23 protein-coding genes, 1 tRNA gene and 1 other RNA gene are annotated in these 22,511 nt (G+C 63.6%); 13 read left to right on the top strand and 12 right to left on the bottom strand.

Annotated features, from left to right (window positions below):
* Window positions 1-104: 104 nt before the first annotated feature.
* The 5 genes from ACFQ6Y_RS22060 to aceE form a co-directional block, all read right to left on the bottom strand.
* Entirely contained in the window at window positions 105-1,355 is a 1,251-nt protein-coding gene (locus ACFQ6Y_RS22060) for a KasA/KasB family beta-ketoacyl-ACP synthase (RefSeq protein WP_003941591.1), read from the bottom strand.
* Window positions 1,356-1,362: 7 nt separating this feature from the next.
* Window positions 1,363-1,638 carry a meromycolate extension acyl carrier protein AcpM gene (gene acpM / locus ACFQ6Y_RS22055; protein WP_003941649.1) on the bottom strand — a complete coding sequence of 92 codons (276 nt, stop codon included), beginning with the start codon at window positions 1,636-1,638 and terminating at the stop codon, window positions 1,363-1,365.
* An 84-nt stretch (window positions 1,639-1,722) separates the two neighbouring features.
* On the bottom strand, window positions 1,723-2,631 hold the full coding sequence (locus ACFQ6Y_RS22050) for an ACP S-malonyltransferase (protein WP_378538511.1): 909 nt from the start codon (window positions 2,629-2,631) through the stop codon (window positions 1,723-1,725).
* 127 nt (window positions 2,632-2,758) lie between these two features.
* The gene (locus ACFQ6Y_RS22045; RefSeq protein ID WP_003941635.1) at window positions 2,759-4,087 is read right to left on the bottom strand and encodes a CdaR family transcriptional regulator; all 1,329 of its coding nucleotides are present in this window, start codon (window positions 4,085-4,087) and stop codon (window positions 2,759-2,761) included.
* A 127-nt stretch (window positions 4,088-4,214) separates the two neighbouring features.
* Window positions 4,215-7,070, bottom strand: coding sequence for a pyruvate dehydrogenase (acetyl-transferring), homodimeric type (gene aceE / locus ACFQ6Y_RS22040; RefSeq protein WP_378637169.1), 2,856 nt, complete (start codon window positions 7,068-7,070; stop codon window positions 4,215-4,217).
* A gap of 347 nt (window positions 7,071-7,417) precedes the next feature.
* On the opposite strand from aceE, the gene ACFQ6Y_RS22035 reads away from it, so the two are divergent.
* From ACFQ6Y_RS22035 to ACFQ6Y_RS22010, 6 genes are all read left to right on the top strand, one after another.
* The gene (locus ACFQ6Y_RS22035; RefSeq protein ID WP_378546937.1) at window positions 7,418-7,864 is read left to right on the top strand and encodes a hypothetical protein; all 447 of its coding nucleotides are present in this window, start codon (window positions 7,418-7,420) and stop codon (window positions 7,862-7,864) included.
* Between the two features lie 177 nt (window positions 7,865-8,041).
* Window positions 8,042-8,467, top strand: coding sequence for a DUF3052 domain-containing protein (locus ACFQ6Y_RS22030; protein ID WP_317554952.1), 426 nt, complete (start codon window positions 8,042-8,044; stop codon window positions 8,465-8,467).
* 36 nt (window positions 8,468-8,503) lie between these two features.
* Entirely contained in the window at window positions 8,504-8,968 is a 465-nt protein-coding gene (locus ACFQ6Y_RS22025) for a peroxiredoxin (RefSeq protein WP_317554954.1), read from the top strand.
* 32 nt (window positions 8,969-9,000) lie between these two features.
* Window positions 9,001-9,072 (top strand) — tRNA-Val (locus ACFQ6Y_RS22020).
* Window positions 9,073-9,164: 92 nt separating this feature from the next.
* Window positions 9,165-9,389 carry a hypothetical protein gene (locus tag ACFQ6Y_RS22015; protein WP_378637165.1) on the top strand — a complete coding sequence of 75 codons (225 nt, stop codon included), beginning with the start codon at window positions 9,165-9,167 and terminating at the stop codon, window positions 9,387-9,389.
* A gap of 65 nt (window positions 9,390-9,454) precedes the next feature.
* Complete coding sequence (locus ACFQ6Y_RS22010) at window positions 9,455-10,474, top strand: cobalamin biosynthesis protein (protein ID WP_378637162.1); 1,020 nt, start codon at window positions 9,455-9,457, stop codon at window positions 10,472-10,474.
* Here ACFQ6Y_RS22010 and ACFQ6Y_RS22005 read toward each other — a convergent pair.
* From ACFQ6Y_RS22005 to ACFQ6Y_RS21995, 3 genes are read right to left on the bottom strand one after another with little or no spacing between them, the layout of a single operon-like run.
* Window positions 10,415-11,353, bottom strand: a complete 939-nt coding sequence (locus ACFQ6Y_RS22005) for an SURF1 family protein (protein ID WP_378637158.1) — start codon at window positions 11,351-11,353, stop codon at window positions 10,415-10,417. The genes ACFQ6Y_RS22010 and ACFQ6Y_RS22005 overlap by 60 nt on opposite strands.
* Window positions 11,354-11,401: 48 nt before the next feature.
* On the bottom strand, window positions 11,402-11,875 hold the full coding sequence (locus ACFQ6Y_RS22000; RefSeq protein ID WP_378637153.1) for a low molecular weight protein-tyrosine-phosphatase: 474 nt from the start codon (window positions 11,873-11,875) through the stop codon (window positions 11,402-11,404).
* A complete protein-coding gene (locus tag ACFQ6Y_RS21995) occupies window positions 11,862-12,557 on the bottom strand; it encodes an HAD hydrolase-like protein (protein ID WP_378546952.1) in 696 nt (231 codons plus the stop codon). Before ACFQ6Y_RS21995 ends, ACFQ6Y_RS22000 begins: the two co-directional genes overlap by 14 nt.
* A 56-nt stretch (window positions 12,558-12,613) precedes the next feature.
* Between ACFQ6Y_RS21995 and cobC the strand changes: the two genes are divergently transcribed.
* The 4 genes from cobC (at window position 12,614) to ACFQ6Y_RS21975 (ending at window position 16,760) form a co-directional block, all read left to right on the top strand.
* Window positions 12,614-13,648, top strand: a complete 1,035-nt coding sequence (gene cobC / locus ACFQ6Y_RS21990) for an Rv2231c family pyridoxal phosphate-dependent protein CobC (RefSeq protein ID WP_378637148.1) — start codon at window positions 12,614-12,616, stop codon at window positions 13,646-13,648.
* The gene (locus ACFQ6Y_RS21985) at window positions 13,645-14,778 is read left to right on the top strand and encodes a Nif3-like dinuclear metal center hexameric protein (RefSeq protein ID WP_378637143.1); all 1,134 of its coding nucleotides are present in this window, start codon (window positions 13,645-13,647) and stop codon (window positions 14,776-14,778) included. The genes cobC and ACFQ6Y_RS21985 overlap by 4 nt, the downstream gene beginning before the upstream one ends.
* Before the next feature lie 108 nt (window positions 14,779-14,886).
* Window positions 14,887-15,624 (top strand): zinc ribbon domain-containing protein, encoded by a 738-nt coding sequence (locus ACFQ6Y_RS21980; RefSeq protein ID WP_019748955.1) that lies wholly within the window; start codon window positions 14,887-14,889, stop codon window positions 15,622-15,624.
* Entirely contained in the window at window positions 15,621-16,760 is a 1,140-nt protein-coding gene (locus tag ACFQ6Y_RS21975; protein ID WP_378637138.1) for a bifunctional RNase H/acid phosphatase, read from the top strand. Before ACFQ6Y_RS21980 ends, ACFQ6Y_RS21975 begins: the two co-directional genes overlap by 4 nt.
* A 28-nt stretch (window positions 16,761-16,788) precedes the next feature.
* Here ACFQ6Y_RS21975 and ACFQ6Y_RS21970 read toward each other — a convergent pair whose 3' ends face one another.
* Together ACFQ6Y_RS21970 and ACFQ6Y_RS21965 are read right to left on the bottom strand one after the other, a co-directional pair.
* Window positions 16,789-18,024 carry an SLC13 family permease gene (locus ACFQ6Y_RS21970; RefSeq protein WP_378637134.1) on the bottom strand — a complete coding sequence of 412 codons (1,236 nt, stop codon included), beginning with the start codon at window positions 18,022-18,024 and terminating at the stop codon, window positions 16,789-16,791.
* 28 nt (window positions 18,025-18,052) lie between these two features.
* Window positions 18,053-18,580 (bottom strand): DUF1697 domain-containing protein, encoded by a 528-nt coding sequence (locus ACFQ6Y_RS21965; RefSeq protein WP_378546967.1) that lies wholly within the window; start codon window positions 18,578-18,580, stop codon window positions 18,053-18,055.
* A 54-nt stretch (window positions 18,581-18,634) separates the two neighbouring features.
* Between ACFQ6Y_RS21965 and rnpB the strand changes: the two genes are divergently transcribed.
* The 3 genes from rnpB (at window position 18,635) to ACFQ6Y_RS21950 (ending at window position 21,040) form a co-directional block, all read left to right on the top strand.
* An RNA gene (rnpB, locus tag ACFQ6Y_RS21960) (RNase P RNA component class A) lies at window positions 18,635-19,049 on the top strand.
* Between the two features lie 319 nt (window positions 19,050-19,368).
* Window positions 19,369-19,554 carry a hypothetical protein gene (locus ACFQ6Y_RS21955; protein ID WP_007735457.1) on the top strand — a complete coding sequence of 62 codons (186 nt, stop codon included), beginning with the start codon at window positions 19,369-19,371 and terminating at the stop codon, window positions 19,552-19,554.
* Between the two features lie 76 nt (window positions 19,555-19,630).
* Window positions 19,631-21,040 (top strand): RNB domain-containing ribonuclease, encoded by a 1,410-nt coding sequence (locus ACFQ6Y_RS21950; RefSeq protein WP_378637669.1) that lies wholly within the window; start codon window positions 19,631-19,633, stop codon window positions 21,038-21,040.
* Between the two features lie 4 nt (window positions 21,041-21,044).
* On the opposite strand, the gene pip is transcribed toward ACFQ6Y_RS21950, so the two are convergent.
* Together pip and ACFQ6Y_RS21940 are read right to left on the bottom strand one after the other, a co-directional pair.
* A complete protein-coding gene (pip, locus tag ACFQ6Y_RS21945; RefSeq protein WP_378637129.1) occupies window positions 21,045-22,028 on the bottom strand; it encodes a prolyl aminopeptidase in 984 nt (327 codons plus the stop codon).
* Window positions 22,028-22,468: a hypothetical protein gene (locus ACFQ6Y_RS21940; protein WP_378637125.1), complete on the bottom strand. Its 441-nt coding sequence runs from the start codon at window positions 22,466-22,468 to the stop codon at window positions 22,028-22,030. The genes pip and ACFQ6Y_RS21940 overlap by 1 nt, the downstream gene beginning before the upstream one ends.
* Between the last annotated feature and the right edge of the window lie 43 nt (window positions 22,469-22,511).

Genomic DNA, 22,511 nt, shown 5'->3' with positions numbered 1-22,511 from the left:
TCCTCCTTCAGTACGAGCCTTGGGTGGAACGAAAGGTCGGTGTTGTCCGCGGGTGACGTTGTGTTGCAACGACACCCGCGGACAGGTGCAAACCGCGGTTCGGGCTAGGCCCGACCGAAGGCGAGCGCGACATTGTGCCCACCGAAACCGAACGAGTTGTTCAGTGCGAAATCGAAAGAGCCGGTTCGGGGTTCACCCTTGACGACATCGAGATCGATCTCTGGATCCTGGCTGTCAACATTGAGCGTCGGCGGGATGATCCCGTCACGCACTGCCAGAACCGTCAGGACTGATTCGAGGGCACCGACAGCGCCGATCGAGTGTCCCAGCGCGGATTTCGGGCCGTACACCGCAGCGTGATTGCCGACCGCTGCGTTGATTGCCTTTGCCTCTGCGATGTCACCGATCGGCGTCGCAGTGGCGTGGGCGTTGATGTGCTTGATGTCGGACTTCGTCAGTCCGGCCATCTCGATTGCTCGGGTCATGGCTCGCGCCGCGCCCAGGCCTTCCGGATGCGGTGCCACGATGTGGTACCCGTCCGAAGTGATTCCGGAACCGAGCAGGCGGGCGTGAATCGTTGCCCCGCGTGCCTTTGCATGCTCCTCGGTTTCGAGGATCATCAGGGCGCCGGCTTCGCCGAAGACAAATCCGTCGCGATCCTTGTCGAAAGGACGTGAAGCTGCGGCCGGATTGTCGTTGTTGGTGCTCATCGCACGCATCATGGCGAAGCTCGCGATCGGAACCGCGTCGATGAAGCTCTCGACTCCACCAGCCACAACCATGTCCGCGTCACCCATGACGAGCATGCGGTGAGCGTGAGCAATTGCCTCGGAACCCGACGAACATGCTGAAACCGGGGTGATGACGCCACCGCGCGCTCCGAGCTCGAGCCCGACCGTTGCGGCCGGTCCGTTGGGCATGACCATCTGCACCGAGAACGGGGACACCTTGCGGTATCCGCCGCCGCGGAGCTTGTCGACGGCGTCGATGAGCGTGTCGCCACCGCCGAGTCCGGTGCCGATGACAACGGCCAGGCGGTCCTGATCGACTTCAGGGCTGCCGGCGTTGCTCCAGACCGTGCGACTCAACGTGAGGGCAAGGCGTTCCACCCAGCTCATCCGTCGAATTTCGACGCGGGACAAGCCCTCGTCCGGTGAAACCTTCAGGTGCCCGCCGATGCGAATGGGAAGGTCGAACTCGTCGATGAACGGGTCATCGAGGATTCCGATGCCGCTTTCGCCGGCGAGTAGCGCCTTCCACGTGCCATCCACATCACCAGCCACCGACGTCGACGTCGCGAGGCTCGTGACGACGATGTCGGGGAATTTCCCTTTGCGGGTAGAAGCGGAAGTCACGGTCGGCTCACTCTGCGTTCTTGGCTTCGGCGCCTTCGGCTTCGAGCTTCTGGATGTACGCGACGATGTCGCCGACGGTGCGCAGGCCTGCGAGATCCTCGTCGGGGACCTTCACGCCGTACTTGTCTTCGGTCTGAACAGCGATCTCGACCATGGACAGGGAGTCGATATCGAGGTCGTCCACGAAGGACTTGTCAACGGTGACCTCGGAAGGCTCGATACCGGTGACCTCCTCCACGATCTGGCCGAGTTCCGCGATGATTTCTTCCTGAGTGTGGGCCACTGGTGTGGCTCCCTTCTTGATCGATTGAGGTGGGGTGAAACGTCCGGCCGCCGGTGGGGCTGATCGGCCGGTGGGGCGTCCGAGCTAGGTCAGCTCGGACAGTGCGGAGATATCCTCCGGGTTCTTGAGGGCCACCGTCGGTGTGCCACGCATTTCACGCTTGGCAATTCCGACGAGGGTTCCGGCCGGCGGGAGTTCCACGATCGCGGTGACTTCTGCGGTCCGCAACGAAGCGGAGCAAAGATCCCAGCGAACGGGGCGGGTAACCTGCGCGGCAAGTTTGGTGAGGGCGTCGGCGCCCGAGGAAACCGGTGCGCCGTCCGAGTTGGAAAGCAGCGTGCGCGTCGGATCGGACGGGGTGATCTTGGCGGCAGCAGCTGCGACGGCGTCCTGTGCAGGTGCCATGAATCGGGTGTGGAACGCGCCGGCGACAGGCAGTGCTCGGACTCGTGCCTTTTCGGGCGCACTCGCCGCGAGTTCTTCGAGTGCAGTGAGCAGGCCGGCGGCCACGATCTGGCCGGCTGCATTGCGGTTGGCCGCTTCGAGTCCGAGTTCTTCGAGTCGTGCGAGTACTTCGGCTTCGTCTCCGCCGAGAACTGCCGACATGCCGGTCGGCTCGAGTGCGCAGGCCTTAGCCATCTCGGCGCCGCGAATTGCGGCAAGCGCAACCGCGTCGTCAGCGGAGATCACTCCGGCGACCGCGGCGGCGGCAAGTTCACCCACCGAATGGCCTGCAGCGATGACGTCGGCGCCGAGAAATCCGCGCGATTCGATTTCCTCGTATGCCAGCAGAGCAGCGGCGACGACGAGGGGCTGTGTTACCGAGGTGTCGGTGATTTCTTCGGCAGTTGCGGTCGTGCCAAGGCGGACCAAGTCCAGGCCGGCTGCTTTCGACCAAACTTCGAGGCGGTCTTGCGCTCCGGGCAATGCCAGCCAGGGGCTGAGCATGCCGGGTGTCTGAGAGCCCTGTCCCGGGGCGAGCAACGAAATCACTTATTAAGAGAACACCGCCGCGAGTGACCTGCGAGATGTCGGTCGCGATGAACTCTGGCGAAGTGTTTTGTAGGGTTCCCACAAAATCCCACGTCGCGCTCGGCCATCGAAATTGGACGCTCGGGGGTTACAGGTTTGTTTGTCCGGATGTTAAAGATGTGACTGAAGTAACCGAATTGTTCGATTTGAGATCGATTTGTGTCAATCGGCCCACGGTAGCGGCGATCCGTAGTACGTATGCGTCCCGAGGATTCGTAGGATCCCGGCCGGTAACTTCCGCGATTCGCTTCAAGCGGTACCGAACGGTATTTGGATGAACAAACAGAAGACGTGCACAAGTCTCAACCGCACCTCCACAGTCGAGATAACTGTCTAAAGTATCGGTCAAGACTGTGCCGGATTCAGCTAAAGGTGCGACCAGGAAATCGCGAAGAGCCTTTACGGCAGCGGCGTCTCCCAGTAGTGCCCGTTCCGGGAGCAGTTCAGTCGCGAAAACCGGACGAGGTGCGCCGCGCCACCCGGCAACGGCCTTGATTCCCGCGAGAGCTTCGGACGCACTGAAGTGCGCTGCGCTCAACGAGGGCGTCGTCGGACCGATCACCACCGGCTCGTCGGCGAAACTCATGAGCAGGTCTTGAAGGAATTGGCTGCCTTCCGTCTTACTGCTCAGCTCGCCGCTGACGATCATCACCAGTCGCGGACCCTGCACCACCGCGAGAACCGCGCGCCCGTGCGCGGCGGCAGTCGCGTGGACGGTGCCGGCAACCGAGACTCGCTCGTCCGGCGGGGGAGACCCGACAATGACCGTGGCCGGAGCAGTGGCATCCCAGTTCAAGGTGGCGGCGCGGGAGAGCATGTCCGACCCGGTGTCGCCCTGCACGACGGCGTCGACGACGAGCGCTTCCAGCCGCGTGTCCAGGGCGCCACGAGATTCGGCAGCGCTTGCGTAGACCGTTGCCGCCGCGAAGCCGAGTTCACGTCCATAGCGCAGGACGGCTTCTGTCAGCGCGATCAGCTGCTGATCGTTGCGGGCGAGAGCCGGTAGCCATTTCTCGAAGAACTCCATCGCCACCCGGACCATGTCGACGGTCTGGCGCAGCGTGAGCTGTCGAGCAAGGTCCTGGGGGATGACCGGAAAGGACTCGTATCCGAAGCTGATCTCCGAGTCGAGTTGCCGCAGCCATTCGAGGAAATTCACCACCGACGTCTGCACCAAGAGTTGTACGTCGGCGCGTTGCGAAGCGTCGAGACTGTCGAAGAAGGGAAGCTGCTCCTCCATGACGGTGACGGCCTCGGTGGAGAGCCGACCGGAGAACTGCTTGACGCGGCGGAGCAGGGCCTCGGGGAGTGGATCGCGAACCTGACGACGGCGGGCGAGAACAGCCTGCAACCCGGACGACTGCGGTCGGGTGCGGCGCACACCCTCTTCGGGTTTCTCGGGATCAGGTTCGGGCATGAGAAAAACCTACGCCCATCGCCGCAGCGGATGTCGAGATGACACCCGCGGCGATGGGCGTAGGTCTGTTTTCGAGCGCTCGGACTGTTGCGCTAGGACCGTTGCGCCAGGACCGTTGCGCTAGGACTTACGCGCTACCGGTGTCCCCGGTCTGCTCCGGCGCAGCATTCACATCGTCGATACGGTAACGGCTCGCTGCTTCGACGGCCTTGGACCGCTCGATCGATCCTTCCTTCGCCAAACCGATCAGCACGGCAACGACGATGGATTCGGCATCGACGTTGAAGTAGCGACGTGCCGCAGTGCGAGTGTCGGAGAAACCGAACCCGTCCGTGCCGAGCGTTGTGTAGTCGCCGGGAACCCACTGACGGATCTGATCCGAGACCGCACGCATCCAGTCCGAAGCCGCGACGACGGGACCCTGAGCCGAGGACAACGCCGTGGTGACGAAGGGAACCGGAGCATCCTCGGACGGATTGAGCAGCGCCTGACGTTCGCACTCGACGCCTTCGCGGCGCAGCTCACCCCAGGACGTGACCGACCAGACGTCTGCCGAGACGCCCCATTCGTCGGCGAGCAACTTCTGCGCGCGCAGCCCCTCGGGCATCGCGACACCGGATACCAGGATCTGTGCCTTCGGGCCGGCGGCTTCGGACGTCTTGTAGAGGTAGATGCCCTTGAGCAAGCCCTCGACGTCGAGACCTTCGGGCTCGGCCGGCTGAACGTACGGCTCGTTGTAGATGGTCAGGTAGTAGAAGATGTTCTCGCCACCGAAGCCGTCGACACCCTCGGTACCGCCGTACATGCGGCGCAAGCCGTCCTTGACGATGTGCGCCAACTCGTACGAGAACGCGGCGTCGTAGGTGACAGCGGCGGGGTTGGTGGATGCCAGGAGCAGGGAGTGTCCGTCGGCGTGCTGGAGACCTTCACCGGTCAGGGTGGTACGACCGGCGGTTGCGCCGAGAACGAATCCGCGAGCCATCTGGTCGGCGGCCGCCCACAGACCGTCGCCGGTGCGCTGGAAACCGAACATCGAGTAGAAGATGTACAGCGGAATCATCGGCTCACCGTGGGTGGCGTACGACGTGCCGACTGCGGTGAACGAAGCCGTCGAACCGGCCTCGTTGATGCCCTCGTGCAGGATCTGGCCGATCGGGCTCTCCTTGTAGGCGAGCATGAGTTCGGCGTCGACGGACGTGTAGAGCTGACCGTTGCGGTTGTAGATCTTCAGCGACGGGAACCACGAGTCCATACCGAACGTGCGAGCCTCGTCCGGGATGATCGGAACGATGCGCTTGCCGATTTCCTTGTCGCGCAACAGTTCCTTGAGGATGCGCACGATCGCCATGGTGGTGGCGACTTCCTGCTTGCCCGAACCCTTGCGGATGACGTCGTACGTCTTGTCCTCGGGGAGCTTGAGCGGCGCCGCGTTCGTGTTGCGCGAAGGCAGGAACCCGCCCAGTGCTTTACGACGGTCGAGCATGTACTTGATCTCGGGTGCGTCGGCGCCGGGGTGGTAGTACGGAGGCAGGTACGGATCCTTCTCGAGCTCGGCATCCGAGATCGGGATGTGCTGCATGTCGCGGAACGCCTTGAGATCGTCCAGCGTCAGCTTCTTCATCTGGTGCGTGGCGTTGCGGCCCTCGAAGTGCTTACCCAGGGTGTAGCCCTTGATGGTGTGCGCGAGGATGACCGTCGGCTGGCCCTTGTGAGCCATGGCCGCTGCGTATGCGGCGTGGACCTTGCGGTAATCGTGGCCACCGCGCTTGAGGTTCCAAATTTCCTGGTCGGTGAGGTCCTTGACCAGTTCCTTGGTGCGGGGGTCGCGGCCGAAGAAGTGATCGCGCACGAACGCGCCGTCGTTGGCCTTGTACGTCTGGTAATCGCCGTCCGGCGTCACGTTCATCAGGTTGACGAGTGCGCCGTCGCGGTCGGCGTGCAGCAGCGCATCCCACTCGCGACCCCAGACGACCTTGATGACGTTCCAGCCGGCGCCACGGAAGAACGATTCCAGTTCCTGGATGATCTTTCCGTTACCGCGGACCGGGCCGTCGAGGCGTTGGAGGTTGCAGTTCACGACGAACGTCAGGTTATCGAGGCCTTCGGTTGCTGCGACGTGAGCCAAGCCGCGTGATTCCGGCTCGTCCATTTCGCCGTCGCCGAGGAATGCCCACACATGCTGATCGGTGGTGTCCTTGATGCCTCGATCGTTGAGGTAGTGGTTGAACCGGGCCTGGTAGATGGCGTTCATCGGGCCGAGGCCCATCGAGACCGTCGGGAACTCCCAGAAGTCGGGAAGCAGTCGCGGGTGCGGGTAGGACGGCAGTGCGCCGCCGAAGTCTGCGTGCGACTTCTCCTGGCGGAATCCGTCCAGCTGTTCCGCGGGGATGCGGCCCTCGAGGAAGGCGCGTGCGTAGATGCCGGGGGAGGCGTGACCCTGGATGAAGATGTGGTCGCCGCCGCCGGGGTGGTCCTTGCCGCGGAAGAAGTGGTTGAAGCCGACCTCGTACAACGCTGCTGACGATGCGTAGGTCGAGATGTGTCCGCCGACGCCGACGCCCGGCCGCTGCGCGCGGTGGACCATGATCGCGGCGTTCCAACGGATCCAGGCGCGATAGCGGCGCTCGACCTCTTCGTCGCCGGGGAACCACGGCTCGTTTTCGGTCGGGATCGTGTTGACATAGTCGGTCGAGGTGAGCGCGGGGAGTGCGACGTGCTTCTCACCGGCGCGCTCGAGCATGCGGAGCATGAGGTAGCGGGCACGCGTGGGTCCGGATCGATCCAGAAGTCCGTCGAATGATTCGAGCCATTCGGTGGTCTCGTCCGGATCGATGTCCGGCAGGTACGACGCAACACCCTCGCGAATGACGCGAACGCGACCGTCGGTTCCTCCCGGCGTATTCGACGCGGGCGGACCCGACTCGCCGGCGGCGCCGGAATCGGCGTTCTGCCCGGACGCGGGACCCTGGATCAGGTCAGACAACGTGTGCTCCTCATTGGTTTGGGGACGCGTGGTGGGGCGTCCTTACATAGGTGATCGAGGCCTTGTTAGGTCCGACGCACTTCCATCGTGAATATGGCGCGTACCTCATCTTTCACCATCCCGGTCGGTCCGGCACACCTCGCCTCTGGTTACTCTCGGGTAGCGTTTTTCGGCGTGACGCAGGGGCGTGATGGTTCCCCGTAGTCACAGGCTTGGGGGATGGATCGGAAGGTATGAAGGGGTGGGGAAAAATAAACAAAGAAATCAATTGCGGCAGGGTCGGGGCGTGGGTTTCGATCGGATCGATCGCAGTGGGGTTGTCGGTGATCGTGGGGTGCTCCGCCGCGGTGACCGGATCTGCGGTTCCGAACGAATCGCAAGCCGCTGCGTATCAATCCGAGGTGAGCATTTCGGTGGCCGCGGCGTCTTCGTCGAAAGCGGCAGCGGATGCTGCCGAAGCAGCCTTCACGATCTGTGAGGAAGCGGTCTCTCGGTCGAAAAACGACGTGGTCGCGTTCAACGCCTACGTCGACGCCGGAAATCAAGGCGCGTCGGACTTGAGGGCCGAAGCGAGCACCGCTGCTTCGTCTGCACGGGAAACGGCCTCGTGGTTCGACTCGGTCTCGAGTGAACTTCCAGCGGAGCTTTCAGGACTGTTCGACGAATTGGCCGCGAACCTACGTTCGTCTGCTTCCGTGATCGAGAGTGATCATTCGGCGGATGAAATCAATTCGATCAGCGATGCGAGCAATTCGATTCGCAAGTCGATCTTCGACGAATGTGGATCCCTGTGACCTGCGGTAATCCGCAGGCGTATGGTTCGGCGTGTGTCAGAAGACGATCTTTCACGAAAGTTTTCGGCGTGGTCGGCTTGCGCTAACGCCTCAGACCATGTTCGCTTTCCCTAATTGATCGTCAAACGGTAGGTGTGCGGGGTCGCCACACACCATCAACAAAAGGAGGACCCCACCGTGGTCGCCGCGGCGGATGCCCAGAACTACGCTCAGAAACTCGGGATTACCACTGACATGGTGGTGCAGGAACTGGGCTGGGATGAGGATACCGACGACGGCATTCGTGCCGCGGTTGAGGAAACCATCGGCGGGGAAATGCTCGACGAGGATTCCGACGAGGTCATCGACGTCGTGCTGCTGTGGTGGCGCGACGAGGACGGTGACCTGGTGGATGCTCTGATGGACGCCATCGGGCCGCTCGCCGACGAAGGCTTCGTGTGGGTCCTCACCCCGAAGACCGGTTTCGACGGTCACGTCGAGCCCAGCGAGATCGCCGAATCTGCGCCGACTGCCGGCCTGACCCAGACATCGGCAGCCAACCTCGGTGACTGGTCGGGAAGTCGATTGGTTCAGCCGAAGGCCCGTCCGGCCAACAAGCGCTGACCCGGTCCTTTTCCGTACTTTCCCAAGGAATCGCACATGCCCCTCGATGTTGGTGCCCAGGCACCGGATTTCACTTTGAAGGACCAGAACAACCAGGAAGTTTCGCTAGCAGATTTCCGTGGCAAGAAGAATGTTCTGTTGGTCTTCTATCCGTTGGCCTTCACCGGAACTTGTCAGGGTGAACTCTGCAAGGTCCGTGACGAGCTTCCGAAGTTCGAGAACGACGACACTGCCATTCTCGCGATTTCTGTCGGTGCTTCGCCGACCCACAAGATCTGGTCGGCAGAACAGGGATACACCTTTCCTTTGCTGTCGGACTTCTGGCCGCACGGTGAAGTCGCTCAGAAGTACGGGGTGTTCAACGACAAGTTGGGCTTCGCGAATCGCGGCACTTTTGTCATCGACAAAGACGGAATCATTCGTTTTGCCGAGATGAACGGCCCCGGAGAAGCCCGTGACCACGGACTTTGGGCAAACGCGCTTGCCGCGCTAGAGTCTTAGAGCGCTCCCGGTGAGGGTCTCACCGGGAGTTCGGGCGTGTAGCTCAGTGGTAGAGCTCTGGTTTTACACACCAGCGGTCGGGGGTTCGAAACCCTCCGCGCCCACCGAAGAAATTCAACCCCGATCTGCATGTCGATGCAGATCGGGGTTTTTCATTTCCGACAACTAATTGTCCTTAATACGCCATTCTGGACGAATGTCCAGTTCTGTGATCGAAGTAGCCGTCGACCCGAGGCGTGTGCATCCCACCCGTCCGCACATCCATATCGCCGAGATGCCGAGTCTGAGTGTGGCGTTGTTCGCGGGGCAGACGATCCGGGTTCGTTCCCAAATCGACGCACTGGCGACCGGGATTGCCCGTGTCTGGGAAATCAACCGAATGCACCGCTTGATCTATCTGACGATCGACTGGGACGGGTAGAGATCGGCTCGGGCAGACACGTGACGGTTGGCCAGAGAACGAGCGCCGCTGCTACAACTACGCTCGTGCAAATTTCGGTTCGTTCGTCCCAATCTTGGTTCAGTGCGCGAGCCGCCGGCCTTCTCCTCGGCTTCGCTGCGGATCGGGTCTTCGCCGATCCGGGACGGTTCCATCCGGTTGCCGGCTTCGGTACCGCAGCTATCGCGCTGCAGAAGATTTCCTACCGAGACTCGCGGACGGCCGGAACACTTCATGTCGCCGTGCTCGTGGCAGGGACCGCGGGGCTCGGCCTCGCGGCCGAAACAGCGTCGCGCCGGGCCGGTTGGGTGGCCGTGACGAGTACGACGGCGTTAGCCACCTGGGCCGTGCTCGGCGGGACATCGCTCGCACGCACCGGCAACGACATGGCCGCGAGGTTGGATGCCTCACGCGTCGATGGCGACCTGACGGCAGCGCGTGAGCTTCTCCCTTCACTGTGTGGACGTGATCCCTCGGTGCTTGGCGAAGAGGGCCTCACACGAGCTGCACTGGAGTCGGTCGCGGAGAACACATCCGATGCAAGCGTCGGCGCATTGTTCTGGGGCGCAATTGCGGGCGTGCCAGGTCTGTTCGTCTACCGCGCTGCCAACACACTCGACGCGATGATCGGTTACCGCTCCGAGAAATACCTCAGATTCGGGTGGGCGGCGGCGAGGTTCGACGACTTGGTCAACATCGTCCCCGCTCGGCTCACGGGCGCGCTGACGGCCGCGTGTGCACCGGTGGTGGGCGGCTCGGTGCGGGAATCACTGACAGCGTGGAAACGCGACGCAGCGGCTCATCCAAGCCCCAATGCGGGCGTCGCGGAAGCGTCGGCGGCAGGGGCATTGGGCATTTCGTTGGGAGGCCGGACCGAGTACGCGCACGGTGTGGAGATGCGGCCCGTCCTCGGGGGTGGGCCTGCGCCGGCGCCGAACGATCTGCGCCGCGCGTCAAGGCTTTCGTCGGCGGTGCAGATCAGTGCAGCAGTGGTGGCAGCGGGTATTTCAGCGGGTATTGCCGTATCGATCGGCAAGTTTGGCTTCCTGCGCCGTCAGCGGCACTGATTCCGGCTCCGGCTTCTTGCGGCGGGTGAAGGTACGAGCCGGTTCAGCGGGGGGTGCGGCAGGCGCGGACGCCGTTGTCTCTGGGGCCTTCTCGGTAGCGGCGTCGTCGGTCGCAAAGCCCTCGACAGCTGCTTGAGCTGCCTTCTCCTTGCGACGTTCGCGCCACTCCGCGCGAATGAAGTAGGCCAGTCCGAGCGGCGCCATGATGCCGAAAGCCAACCATTGGAACCCGTACGAGAGGTAGGGACCCGCGTCGAGTTGGGGGAGCGGAATCGTGCCGAGACCGCCGGGCTGGTCGGGTTCGAGCTGGATGTACGCGTCGATCAGGTCCGTTCCGATGAACTCGCCGATAGGTTGTGCGTCGATGGAGTAGACCTGCTTCGCGCCGTCCTCGAACATCGGAACTCTGCCGGGCGCAGTGCCTTCCGAGAGGCGCACGCGACCGTTGAGCGTCACCGGATCGGTCGGCGGCGCAGCGATGGGAGGTGCCTCGGCGCCGTTGATCGGCCGAACGTATCCGCGATTGACGAGGATCGTGCGACCGTCGTCCAGGCGGAAAGGCGTCAGGATCTCGTACGACGGCGCGCCCTCGATGGACTGCAGGCGGACGAGAATGTCGGCGTCCGGCAGATAGGAACCTGCCGCGGTGATGTTTCGCCATTCGTCGTCCGGTGCGATCGTCGAATCGGAGATGACATCACCGATCGGCACGGTTTCCGCGTTGATCGAGTTCGAGATCAGATCATTGCGATGCTCGGTCTTCGTGTTTTTGCCGAGCTGCCACGGAGCGAGCACGGTGAAGCACAGGTAGGCGAAGAGCCCGACCACAGCTGCCAGTACCAACCAACCGGGCCGCAACAGGAATTTCAGTCTTCGCACACGTCCACGGTATCCGTTGCCCGAACGGGAGTGAATTTTGCTCCGGATTCAGGCCCGCTGGCGGATCCAGTCGAGTATGTCGGGAATGGCCGCTTCGATCTGGTCTCGAACCAGTTCGAAGTCCTCCTGATCCCCGTAGTACGGGTCTGGGACAGATTCTCCGTCCGCCTCGGGGTCGAACGATCGCAGTAGCCGCCGACGCTCAGTGGGCACGCCGAGATGAGCAAGCTCACGTTCGTGGCCGGTGTCGAGGGCGACGACCAGATCGGCCGCGAGATGATCTGCATTGACCTGCGCGGCGCTGTGGCCCGTCGGATATCCGGCCGCGCGGAGCACGATGTTGGTCCGCTCGTCGGCCTCGCTACCGGTGTGAAACCCCTCGGTACCGGCGCTGCTCACACGAACCCTGTCAGCGAGACCTTCACGGCCCAGATGCGCGAGCAAGATCTTCTCGGCCATCGGAGACCGGCAGATATTGCCGGTGCACACAAAGGTCACATGGAGCGGTTCAGGCGCGGCCATCGAGTAGTCCTCCCAGTTCGGATGCCGACGATACGGAGCAAAGAGCTTGCCGCGCTTCGTCGGCGGAGCCATAGCCCCATTCGACGACGACGGTGGGAATGCCGTACTTCGCGGCGCCGAGCACGTCGTGGTCACGATCGCCGATCATGAGCACGTCGGGGGTTCCGCCGTCGGCGGCGAGGACGGGAGTGATCCCGAGTGAGGTCAGCGAGTGCGCGATCACGTCCGGCTTCGCCCGGCGGGTTCCGTCGTCGCTCGCCCCGCCGATGAACTCGAAGTGCTCGGCCAGGCCGAAATGTTCGAGGATGCGAATGGCGAACCGTTCCGACTTCGAGGTGGCGACGGCGAGCCGGGTCCCGTTCGCACGAGCCTTGCCCAGGACGACGTCCATCCCCTCGTACACCGAGTTCTCCTGCCACCCGGTCGCGTCGTATCGCTCGATGTACGCGGCGATCGCCAGGTCGACGTCGGCCGGGGGCATGCCGAGTGATCTGAAAGTGTCGACCATCGGCGGGCCGATGACCGATGCCAGCATCTCCTCCGTCGGCTCCGGCCGGCCGACGGTGGCCAATGCATGTCGGAAGCCGCCGTGAATACCGGGCGCGGAATCGGTGATGGTTCCGTCCAGATCGAACAGAACTACGGGAAAACGGTCGAGCGGTGGTGTCGTCACGGCTCTCATTGTCCCGGACGGCGGGGGTGATGTCCGCGCGCAGTGCCCGACCGTAGGCTGGCCGGGTGAGTACCGGAACGGTTGACCTGGAGAGCTTGCGACATCACGGAGATGTCGAAGCCGAGCCCGGGTTGCTCGATTTTGCCGTCAACGTTCAAGGCGCCGGCCCACCGCAGTGGCTGCGGGATCGGTTGGCGGCGCGGCTGTCGACGCTCGGTTCCTATCCGTCGGCTGCAGCGGAACTGAAGGCCCGCGAAACCGTCGCGCAGCGGCACGGGCGCCGACCCGAAGAAGTCTTGCTGCTCTCTGGCGGTGCCGAGGGTTTTGCGATGTTGCCGCGCCTGAATTCTCGCTCGGCAGCACTGATCCATCCGTCCTTCACCGAGCCGGAACTGGCGCTGCGAGAGGCCGGTGTACCGGTGACGCAGGTGATTCTGGAGCCGCCATTCGAGCTTCGGGCTGCGCACGTACCGGAATCCGCGGACCTTGTCGTTCTGGGTAATCCGACCAATCCGACGTCCGTGCTTCACCCCGAGGCCGATGTGTTGGCACTGCGTCGGCCCGGCCGGATCCTGGTGGTGGACGAAGCCTTCGGCGACGCCGTCCCCGGCGAAACGGAGAGCGTCGCGGGTGTCGAGTCGGCGGATGTACTCGTGCTTCGCAGCCTGACAAAGACGTGGGCGCTCGCCGGATTGCGGTGTGGGTACGCGATCGGCTCTCCGGATCTTCTGGCTCGATTGGCGCACGGCCGAGCGCACTGGCCACTGGGCAGTCTGCAGATCGAAGCCATCACGGCGTGCTGCGAACCGTTCGCGGTCGAGCAGTCGAGGATCAAAGCCGAAGCGATTGCAGCAGACCGCAGAGACATGGCCGGGCGACTGACCGAGATCGGGATTGCCGTGCACGAACCCGCGGCGGGGCCGTTCGTGCTCATCGAGCTCCGCGACGGTGCCGCGATGCGAGAGCACCTGCGTGCCCGCGGTATCGCCGTCCGCCGGTGCGACACCTTTCCCGGGCTCGGGCCGGATCAGTTGCGTGTGGCGGTCCGTCCAGCCGAGCAGGTCTCGGTTCTGATCGAAGCGATGAAGGAGATCTTGTGAGCGGCCCAACTCTTGCGGACGTCATAGCCGTGCTGGAATCCGCCTATCCGCCTGCCCTGGCGGAATCGTGGGATTCGGTCGGCCTGGTCTGCGGCGATCCTGCCGACGCCGTCACGAGAGTGGTTTTCGCGGTGGACCCGACCGAGGCCGTGGTCGACGACGCCATCGCCTCCGGCGCCGACCTTCTCGTTGTTCACCATCCGTTGCTGCTGCGTGGGGTGGATACCGTCGGTGCTCACACCCCCAAGGGCGCGTTGGTCCACAAGCTCATCAAGGCCGGGTGTGCGCTGTTCTCGGCGCACACCAATGCGGACTCCGCCGACCCCGGAGTATCCGACGCTCTGGCGCAGGCTCTGGGCCTGACCGTGCTGCGCCCGATCGAACCCAAACCGACGCAGCCGCTCGACAAGTGGGTTGTCATGGTTCCGGTGGAGAATGCGTCGGTCGTGCAGGACGCACTTTTCGAGGCGGGGGCGGGCCGGATAGGTGATTACAGCCAGTGCAGTTGGACCGTCACCGGTACGGGTCAGTTCCTTCCGGCCGACGGTGCGAATCCGACGATCGGGACCGTCGGCGCTGTGGAGCAGGTTCGCGAGGATCGGGTGGAAGTGATTGCCCCGCGCGGAAAGCGAAGCGCGGTGCTGGACGCACTGCGGACTGCCCATCCGTACGAGGAACCGGCCTTCGACGTTTTCGAACTTGCAGCGTTCCCCAGTTCGCTCGGTCTGGGTCGGGTAGGTGAGCTCGAGCACCCCGAAACCTTGCGGGAGTTCACTGCGCGAGTGGCGCGCTCACTGCCCTCGACCGAGTGGGGTGTTCGCGCCGCTGGAGATCCAGACGCGACCGTTAGCAGGGTGGCGGTCTGCGGCGGTTCCGGCGACTCGTATCTGGACGTGGTGGCGGGACTGGGCGCCGACGTCTACGTCACTGCGGACCTGCGGCATCATCCCGCGGACGAGCATCTTCGCGCCGGTGGCCCGGCACTGGTCGACGTCGCACACTGGGCGAGCGAATACCCCTGGTGTGCGCAGGCGAAATCTGTGCTCGATGCCGCGTTTGCCGACAATCCGGGGTGGGAAAGCCGGGTTTCGACAATTCGCACCGATCCGTGGTGTTTGAGTGCGCATTAGTACAGGGCTGTGCAAGGTACGGTTGCACGAACAATTCAAGAGCAGTTCTTCGAGAGCCGTCCTTCGCGAGCACTGCCGACATCGGACTTACAGCAGGAGTTATACAGCGTGAACGTCGAACCACAGGTGCAATCCAAGCTTCTCGACCTCGCCGGGGTGGATGCTGAGCTCACTCGGATCACCCACCGACGCGGAGCGCTTCCCGAGCAGCAGGAAGTCGAACGTCTCGAGGCCGAGCGAATCAGCCGCAAGGATGCGTCCGTCGCCGTCGAGATCCAGATCGACGACATCGATCGTGACATCCGCAAGCTCGAGGGCGAGGTCGACGCTGTTCGTCAGCGCGAGGACCGTGACCGCACGCTTTTGCAGAGCGGGTCGGTCGGCGCGAAGCAGCTCACCGAACTCGAACACGAACTCGGCAGCCTGGTTCGGCGTCAAGGACTCCTCGAAGACGAGTTGCTCGAAGTGATGGAGCAGCGTGAGGCGTTGCAGGCTGATCACGATCACGCCGGTGCCCAGCTCTCCCAGGCCGAAGAAGAACTGATCGACGCCAAGCGTCGCCGCGACGATGCCGTCGCTGATCTGGACAAGGCGCAGGAACGTTGCGCCGCCGATCGTGAACGACTCGTCGGCGAATTTCCCGCCGATTTCCTCGCGGTGTACGAGAAGCAGCGCACCTTGGGCGGACCGGGCGCAGCGCTACTGCAGGCCCGCCGATGCGGCGCTTGCAGGATCGAGATCGACCGCGGTGAGATCTCCCGAATCGCCGCGACGCCGGCCGACGTCGTCGTTCGTTGCCCGGAGTGCAATGCAATCATGGTGCGTACCAAGGAGTCCGGTCTGTGAGTCTCTCGCAGGTCATCGTCGAGGCCGACGGTGGATCGCGGGGCAATCCCGGTCCGGCCGGCTACGGAGCTGTGGTGTTCGACGCCTCGCGCTCGGTGTTGGCCGAACGCAAGGAAAGCATCGGAATCGCGACCAACAACGTCGCCGAGTACCGCGGACTGATCGCCGGGTTGACCGCTGCCGGTGAACTCGGCGCGTCGACGGTCGACGTCCGTATGGACTCGAAGTTGGTCGTCGAGCAGATGTCCGGGCGCTGGAAGGTCAAGCACCCGGACATGATTCCGCTGCAGCGACGTGCGGCCGAGTTGGCGACGCAGTTCTCACGAGTGACCTACACGTGGATTCCGCGCGGCGAGAATTCTCATGCCGATCGTCTTGCCAACGAGGCGATGGACGCGGCTGCCGGCATCGAAACCGGCCCAGTCGCACCTTCGGCCCCCGCACCTGCTGCACCCGCCGCGCCGTCCGAAGATACGTCGGAGCCGCAGATCGCCGGCTCGCCGGGATGGATCGCTACCACCGGCAAGCCCACACGAATGTTGTTGCTGCGTCACGGTCAGACAGCGATGTCGGTCGATCGCCGCTACTCCGGTCGCGGCAATCCGGAGCTCACGGAACTGGGCCGAGCGCAGGCCGCCGGCGCTGCCGGACGCTTCGGGAACCGCGGCGGTATCGACGCCATCGTCTGCTCACCTCTCGGCCGAACCCGCGAGACGGCAGAGGCATCAGCCCGCGTGCTCGGCCTACCCGTCATCGAGCACAAGGGTTTGATCGAAACCGATTTTGGTGACTGGGACGGACTCACGTTCCGTGAGGCAGCCGAGCGTGACCCGGAGCTGCATCGCGAATGGCTCTCGGACACTTCGGTGCGTCCACCGGGCGGCGAGAGCTTCGACGAGGTGCGAGAACGAGTCCTCGCCGCGCGCGACGACCTGATCGCGACCTACGGCGGCGCAACGCTGTTGGTCGTCTCTCACGTCACCCCGATCAAGACTTTGGTGCAGTTGGCTCTCGACGCCGGGCCGTCGTTGCTCTACCGGTTGCATCTGGATCTGGCGTCGCTGAGCATCACCGAGTTCTATCCCGACGGGGGAGCATCGGTGCGGTTGGTCAACGACACGTCACACCTGCGCTGAAAAGCTCAGACGGCTGATCAGCTGCCGATCAGATCACCAACCACAGGGCACTCACCGCGGCGAGCAGCGTCAGCGGCGTCGTGATGACCCCAAGGAGGGTGAACGTCGCCAGCGTGGGCGGTGCGCCCGCGCTGGTGGCAACTCGTCGCCAGAGCATCGTCGCGAGAGAACCGACATAGGTGAGGTTGGGGCCCAGGTTGACGCCGATCAACATCGCAAGCACCAGGCCCGCAGGTGCGGTCGACCCGAGCGCCGCGATCATCAGCAGCGTTGCCGGCAGATTGTTGACGAGATTGGACGCAACCGCCGCTACCGCGGCGACAAAGAGCAGTGAACCGTAGCTGGTGTCATTGGGGAGGATCTGCGCAATCCATTCGCCCACGGGCCCGTTCGCGACTCCGGCGACGATGATTCCGAGAACGAGGACAAACGCGCAGAACCAGAGGTCGGCAGCGTAGACCATCTTGGCGGCGGTCGTACGGTGCCGAGCCAGAGCGATCGCTCCCAGAACACCGGCACCCACCACAGCGATCCAGGCGGGTTCGATCCCGAAGAAACCCGAAACCGCGAAACCGAGAAGCGTCATAGCGATCACCGTCAGCGGCAGAATCGGCGCGGGCGAGGAACTTTTACTTGCCGGTGGCTCTGTGTTTTCGGAGCGGACGAGTTCGGATCGGAAGAACAGTCGGAAGATCAGATATTCGACAGCGATCGTCACGACCCACGGCAACGCCATCAACGCGGTGAAGTGCAAGAACGTCAAACCTGTTGCAGCAAACGCGATGAGGTTGGTCAGGTTGGACACCGGCAGCAGGGTCGACGCCGAATTCGACAGGTGCGCACTGGCATAGGAATGCGGCCGGGGACTTGCTCCGATGGATCGTGCGGCCGCGATCACCGCGGGTGTCAGCAGCACGACGGTGGCGTCGAGGCTCAGGACCGCCGTGGTCAGGGCGGCGGCGCCGAACACATAGATCAGCAACCGGTGAGGATCCGCGAGGGATTTTTGCTGCAGGACCTGGCTGACCCAGCGGAAGACACCGAGAGCGTCCGCGGCGTGAGCCAAAACCAGCACGGCCACCAGGAACACGACGGTAGGCGCCATGCTTGTCAGTTCTTCGCGGGCTTCTTCGATAGTGACGACACCGGTCAGAAGCACGATCACGGCTGCTGGGCCGGCAACGGTGATTTCGGGAAGTCCGCGTGGACGCACTATCGCAAAAATGAGGACGGCGGCGACGAGCAGGATGGGAAGAAGAGTCACGCGTTTGTGCTCCGCGTCGGGGCGAGCGTCATTTGAGCAGTTTGTTGAGCGTGTTCAGGTTTCGGGTTGTCGTGAACGCCTTGAACTTCGGTTTGCCGGTGTTCTTGCCGAACGCGCTCTTGACAGTCTGGCCCTTCTCGACCTCCCAATACAGGACCCCGTCGCCGGCCGCGACCCGTTCGACCGAGGCATCGAGTTGCGCTGCCGCAGCGCTCAATTCCTCGAGGACTGCCGGCTCGGAGGCAACCATCGCGTACGCGTGCCAACCTTCGCGTTCGCGCTCGAACGGATAGTTGTCCACGATCGCCTGCAGTGCCGGGATGTCGAGGACGAATACCCAAGCCTCGTAGCCGAACTCACGGGCCAGGGCGGATTCGATCTGCTTCTTCAGTGAAAGTATGTCGGTGCTCGGACTGTCGAACAGCACGTTGCCGGAGGCCAGGACGGTTTTCACGCCTTCGAATCCGAGGTCGGTGAAGACTCTCGCGAGGTCCACCATCTTGATGTTGATGCCGCCCACGTTGATACCGCGTAGCAGGGCCACGTACCGAGTCATAAGGTGACCATAGTGCCGGCCGCCGACAGGCGCCCGGTAGCATACGGGGGCGGACGAGTTGGCCGGGCGGCCGCGGCTTCTGGAACCAGCGCGTATCGCGCACAGGCCTGGGGCCGAGGAAAGTCCGGACTCCACAGAGCAGGGCGGTTGTTAACGGCAACCCGAGGCAACTCGCGGGACAGTGCCACAGAAAACAGACCGCCTGCCTTTCGAGGCAGGTAAGGGTGAAACGGTGCGGTAAGAGCGCACCAGCACCTCGGGTGACCGGGGTGGCTAGGTAAACCCCGCCCGGAGCAAGGTTGAAGGTCGCATCGCTCGCGGTGCGGCTGCGCAGGTGTTCGAGGGCTGCTCGCCCGAGCCTGCGGGTGAACCGCTCGAGGCACCCGGCGACGGTGTGCCCAGATGGATGGTCGCCACTCGGCACTTCGGTGCCGTAGGACAGGATCCGGCTTACACGCCGACTCGTCCGCCCGCGATCTGCACAGTGAGAAAAAGAAGACCCCCACCGGATCGGTGGGGGTCTTCTTTGTTCGAAAAGCTGTCAGACAGGCTTGATGACCAGCAGCGTAGCCCAGTACGTTGCCGCGTCATGGCCCATGAGCGGGAGGAGGTAATCGTAAAGAATTGCGGACATGCGCACTCCATTTTCTGTTCGTAGCTTGTGTTGGGCATTCAAGCAGAACTCACCGTTCGAATGTCCGGTTCTCACCTGCCAGGCCAAGTAGAAAGAATATCAGTCTCACAGCGATCTACAAGCTTCTATCTCACTCTGATGTCACACTGTGGATATGACTGATGAAGATCGACTCTGGTACTTCGACGTGTCCGACGGTTCTGTCACGCAGGGAAAGGGTGCGTCCTCGCTGACGAGGATGGGGCCGTACCCTGATCGGGACTCTGCCGAGCACGCTTTGAAGATCGCTGCCGAACGCAACAAGGCGGCCGATCGGGCAGACGAAGACTGGAACAACTGAGCCTGGAACAACTGGGACCGGTACAGCTGCTACACCGGCCCGAACCGATCATGGAGGATGCGTGCCCGCAAGTCGAATGATGGTGCAGGGAATCGACTTCGGAGTGGTTCGGGCGGAGTTCGATTTGCCAGGAGCATTCTCGGCCCCGGCGCAAGCCGAGGCCGAGAATGCCGTGGATCGTTTTGGCGACGGGCGTGTCGACGAAACGGCAATTGCCTTCGTGACCATCGACCCGCCCGGATCGATGGATCTCGACCAGGCAGTGCACATCGAGAAGACTTCGACGGGTTTTGTGGTGCACTACGCGATCGCGGATGTCGCGGCAGTAGTGACGCCGGGCGGCGCCCTCGACATCGAAACCCGCAAGCGGGGCCAAACTTTCTATCTCCCGGACGGTTCCGTCCCGCTGCATCCTCGTGCGTTGTCCGAGGGTTCTGCGAGTCTGCTGCCGGACGTGGTTCGCCCCGCCGCGCTGTGGCGGATCGAACTCGACGCGCAGGCCGAGCCGACGTCGTGGCAGGTGAGACGCGCTTTGGTGAAATCGGTGGCACGTCTGGACTATTCGACCGTGCAGCGCGATGCCGACGCGGGAACCTTGCATCCGTCGATCACGGCGTTGCCCGAGTTCGGCCGTCTCCGTAGTGCCTCCGCGATTGCCAGGGGAGCAATCGAGCTGAAATTGCCCGAACAGTCAGTGGTTCGGGAGCAGCCCGAGGACGAGTCTTCGGGCCGCTGGCGGATCGAGTTGGAACCGCGCACCGAAGCTGACGACTGGAACGCTGAAGTCTCGCTGCTCACGGGCATGTGCGCCGGGCGCATGATGATCGACGCAGGTATCGGGTTGCTTCGCACCCTGCCGCCGGCCGAGGAGTCCGCGGTTCGGACCCTGCGGAGAACTGCAGTGGCGCTGGGTATCACGTGGCCGGAGGGTCACAGCGTCGGGCAGATTCTTGCCGGCCTCGATTCGAGTGAGCCGTCGACGATGGCGCTGATGTCGGTTGCGCCGTCGTTGCTGCGCGGGGCAGACTACGCGGCCTTCGACGGCCAACTACCGGAGTTGACGGTGCATGCGGGGATCGGAGCGCCCTACGCTCACGTGACTGCTCCGCTGCGCCGCTTGTCCGATCGCTTCAGCACCGAGGTGTGTCTGGCGATCACAGCTGGTACGCCGGTACCGGAATGGGTGCGCACTGCCCTTCCCGAGTTGCCCGACATCATGAGTGGGTCCGACTCACTGGCGAACAAGGTCGACCGCGCGTGCATCGATCTCACCGAGTCCACCTTGCTCGACGGCCGGATCGGCGAGGTTTTCGACGCGGTGGTGATGCGCGCCAAGGACGGAAAGCGCTCGGCGGAAGTATTTGTCCCGTCGGTCGCGGTGATCGCGAAATGCGTCGGAACGCCCGACGACGGTGAGCGCGCGAAGGTGCGGCTCACCGCCGTCGACACCGTCAAACGGACGGTGGAATTCACGTTCCCGGCGTAGGGAGTTACCGGTAAGAATCGGTGGCTTCCACCAGGTGATGCACGATGCCGGGCTCCATGGCGGAGTGTCCGGCGTCGTCGACGATCACGAGCTTGGATTCGGGCCACGCCTTGTGCAGCGCCCAGGCGCTGGTGGCCGGGCAGACGACGTCGTAGCGGCCCTGGACGATGGTCCCCGGAATGCCCTGCAGTGCGGAGCTTTTGCGTAGGAGTTGGTTCTCGTCGAAGAACCCGCCGTTGACGAAGTAGTGGTTCTCGATGCGGGCGAAGGCCAAGGCGAACCTGGTCTCGGAGTTCTGTTCGATCTTGTCTGCCTGTGGGTACAAGTAGCTTGTCGATCCTTCCCAGGCAGACCAGGCGATGGCTGCGCGGGCCGCGACGTCGGGGTCTTCGGAATGGAGCAGTTGGTGATAGACCGCGACGAGGTCTTCGCCGCGCTGCGCCTCGGGTACCGGTTCGAGGAATTTGTCCCAGCGCTCCGGAAAGATGTTTCCCGCGCCGCCGTTGTAATACCAGTCGATCTCGCTGCGACGCAGGAGGAATATCCCGCGGAGGACGAGTTCGGTGACACGCGTGGGAAACGCCTCGGCGTAGGCGATGGACAGTGTGGAACCCCAGGACCCGCCGAAGACCATCCACTTGTCGATCGAAAGATGTTCGCGCAGCGCTTCGATGTCGCCCAGCAGCTTGTCCGTCGTGTTCACCGACAGATCGGCGCCGTCGGCTACATGCGGGGTGGATCGACCGCAGCCGCGCTGGTCGAGCAGAACGATGCGGTAGGCGGCCGGATCGAAGAACTGCCGCACCGCCGGCTGCGCGCCGCCGCCGGGACCGCCGTGCAGGAACACCACCGGCTTGCCGTCCGGATTTCCGCTGACTTCCCAGTACATGCTCTGGCCGTCACCGACGTCGAGGAAGCCGGTGACAAAGGGTTCGATCGGGGGATAGAGACTCCGCAGAGCCGACGGCTGTGCTGACGTTTCGCTCATCAGAAGCCCACCAGTCCGGAGGCGAGATCGGGGATCTCGAGTGCGGAAATCGCGCCGCCCCGGACGTCGGGGCACGCGGCCGAGGTTGCCGCGTCGATGCTTTCGCGGTTCTGGGCGAGATCGAGCAGGTTGATGCCGTTCTGCGTCGCCCACGTGATGACGATCGTGTTCAGTCCGCCCTTGCCGAGCGTCGGGGTGACGGTCCGCCAGTTCTGCAGCTGCCCTTCCATATCCGAGCACAACTGCTGGACCTGCGCGTCGGTGAAGGTGGTGCCGGACGAGGACGTTGTTGCCGGCGCCGTCGTGGTGGAACTCGCGGGCGTAGTACTGCTGGGCGCGGGAGAGTTGGTGGACCCTCCCGCGCATCCGCTCAGCACCGTGACGAGAGCTGCCGCGCCGACTACAGCTGCGGCAGTAGAACTTCGACGGTTACCGATCATTGAACGCACCCCTGGCTGGTTGAGAGACAGGCGGCGTTCGCCG

Origin of the sequence: Rhodococcus sp. NPDC056516 (genome assembly GCF_042794655.1) — a bacterium.
GTDB lineage: Bacteria > Actinomycetota > Actinomycetes > Mycobacteriales > Mycobacteriaceae > Rhodococcus_F.
This window is presented reverse-complemented; position numbering and strand designations above follow the sequence as displayed.

Bases quoted from the DNA above. Each gene is read 5' to 3' on its own strand.
- ACFQ6Y_RS21950 (WP_378637669.1), top strand. From the start codon at position 19,631: ATGATGGTGCAGGGAATCGACTTCGGAGTGGTTCGGGCGGAGTTCGAT.
- ACFQ6Y_RS21995 (WP_378546952.1), bottom strand. From the start codon at position 12,557: ATGAGAGCCGTGACGACACCACCGCTCGACCGTTTTCCCGTAGTTCTG.
- pip (WP_378637129.1), bottom strand. From the start codon at position 22,028: ATGAGCGAAACGTCAGCACAGCCGTCGGCTCTGCGGAGTCTCTATCCC.
- ACFQ6Y_RS22015 (WP_378637165.1), top strand. From the start codon at position 9,165: ATGTCCAGTTCTGTGATCGAAGTAGCCGTCGACCCGAGGCGTGTGCAT.
- ACFQ6Y_RS22000 (WP_378637153.1), bottom strand. From the start codon at position 11,875: ATGGCCGCGCCTGAACCGCTCCATGTGACCTTTGTGTGCACCGGCAAT.
- ACFQ6Y_RS21965 (WP_378546967.1), bottom strand. From the start codon at position 18,580: ATGACTCGGTACGTGGCCCTGCTACGCGGTATCAACGTGGGCGGCATC.
- ACFQ6Y_RS22025 (WP_317554954.1), top strand. From the start codon at position 8,504: ATGCCCCTCGATGTTGGTGCCCAGGCACCGGATTTCACTTTGAAGGAC.
- ACFQ6Y_RS21955 (WP_007735457.1), top strand. From the start codon at position 19,369: ATGACTGATGAAGATCGACTCTGGTACTTCGACGTGTCCGACGGTTCT.
- ACFQ6Y_RS22045 (WP_003941635.1), bottom strand. From the start codon at position 4,087: ATGCCCGAACCTGATCCCGAGAAACCCGAAGAGGGTGTGCGCCGCACC.
- ACFQ6Y_RS21940 (WP_378637125.1), bottom strand. From the start codon at position 22,468: ATGATCGGTAACCGTCGAAGTTCTACTGCCGCAGCTGTAGTCGGCGCG.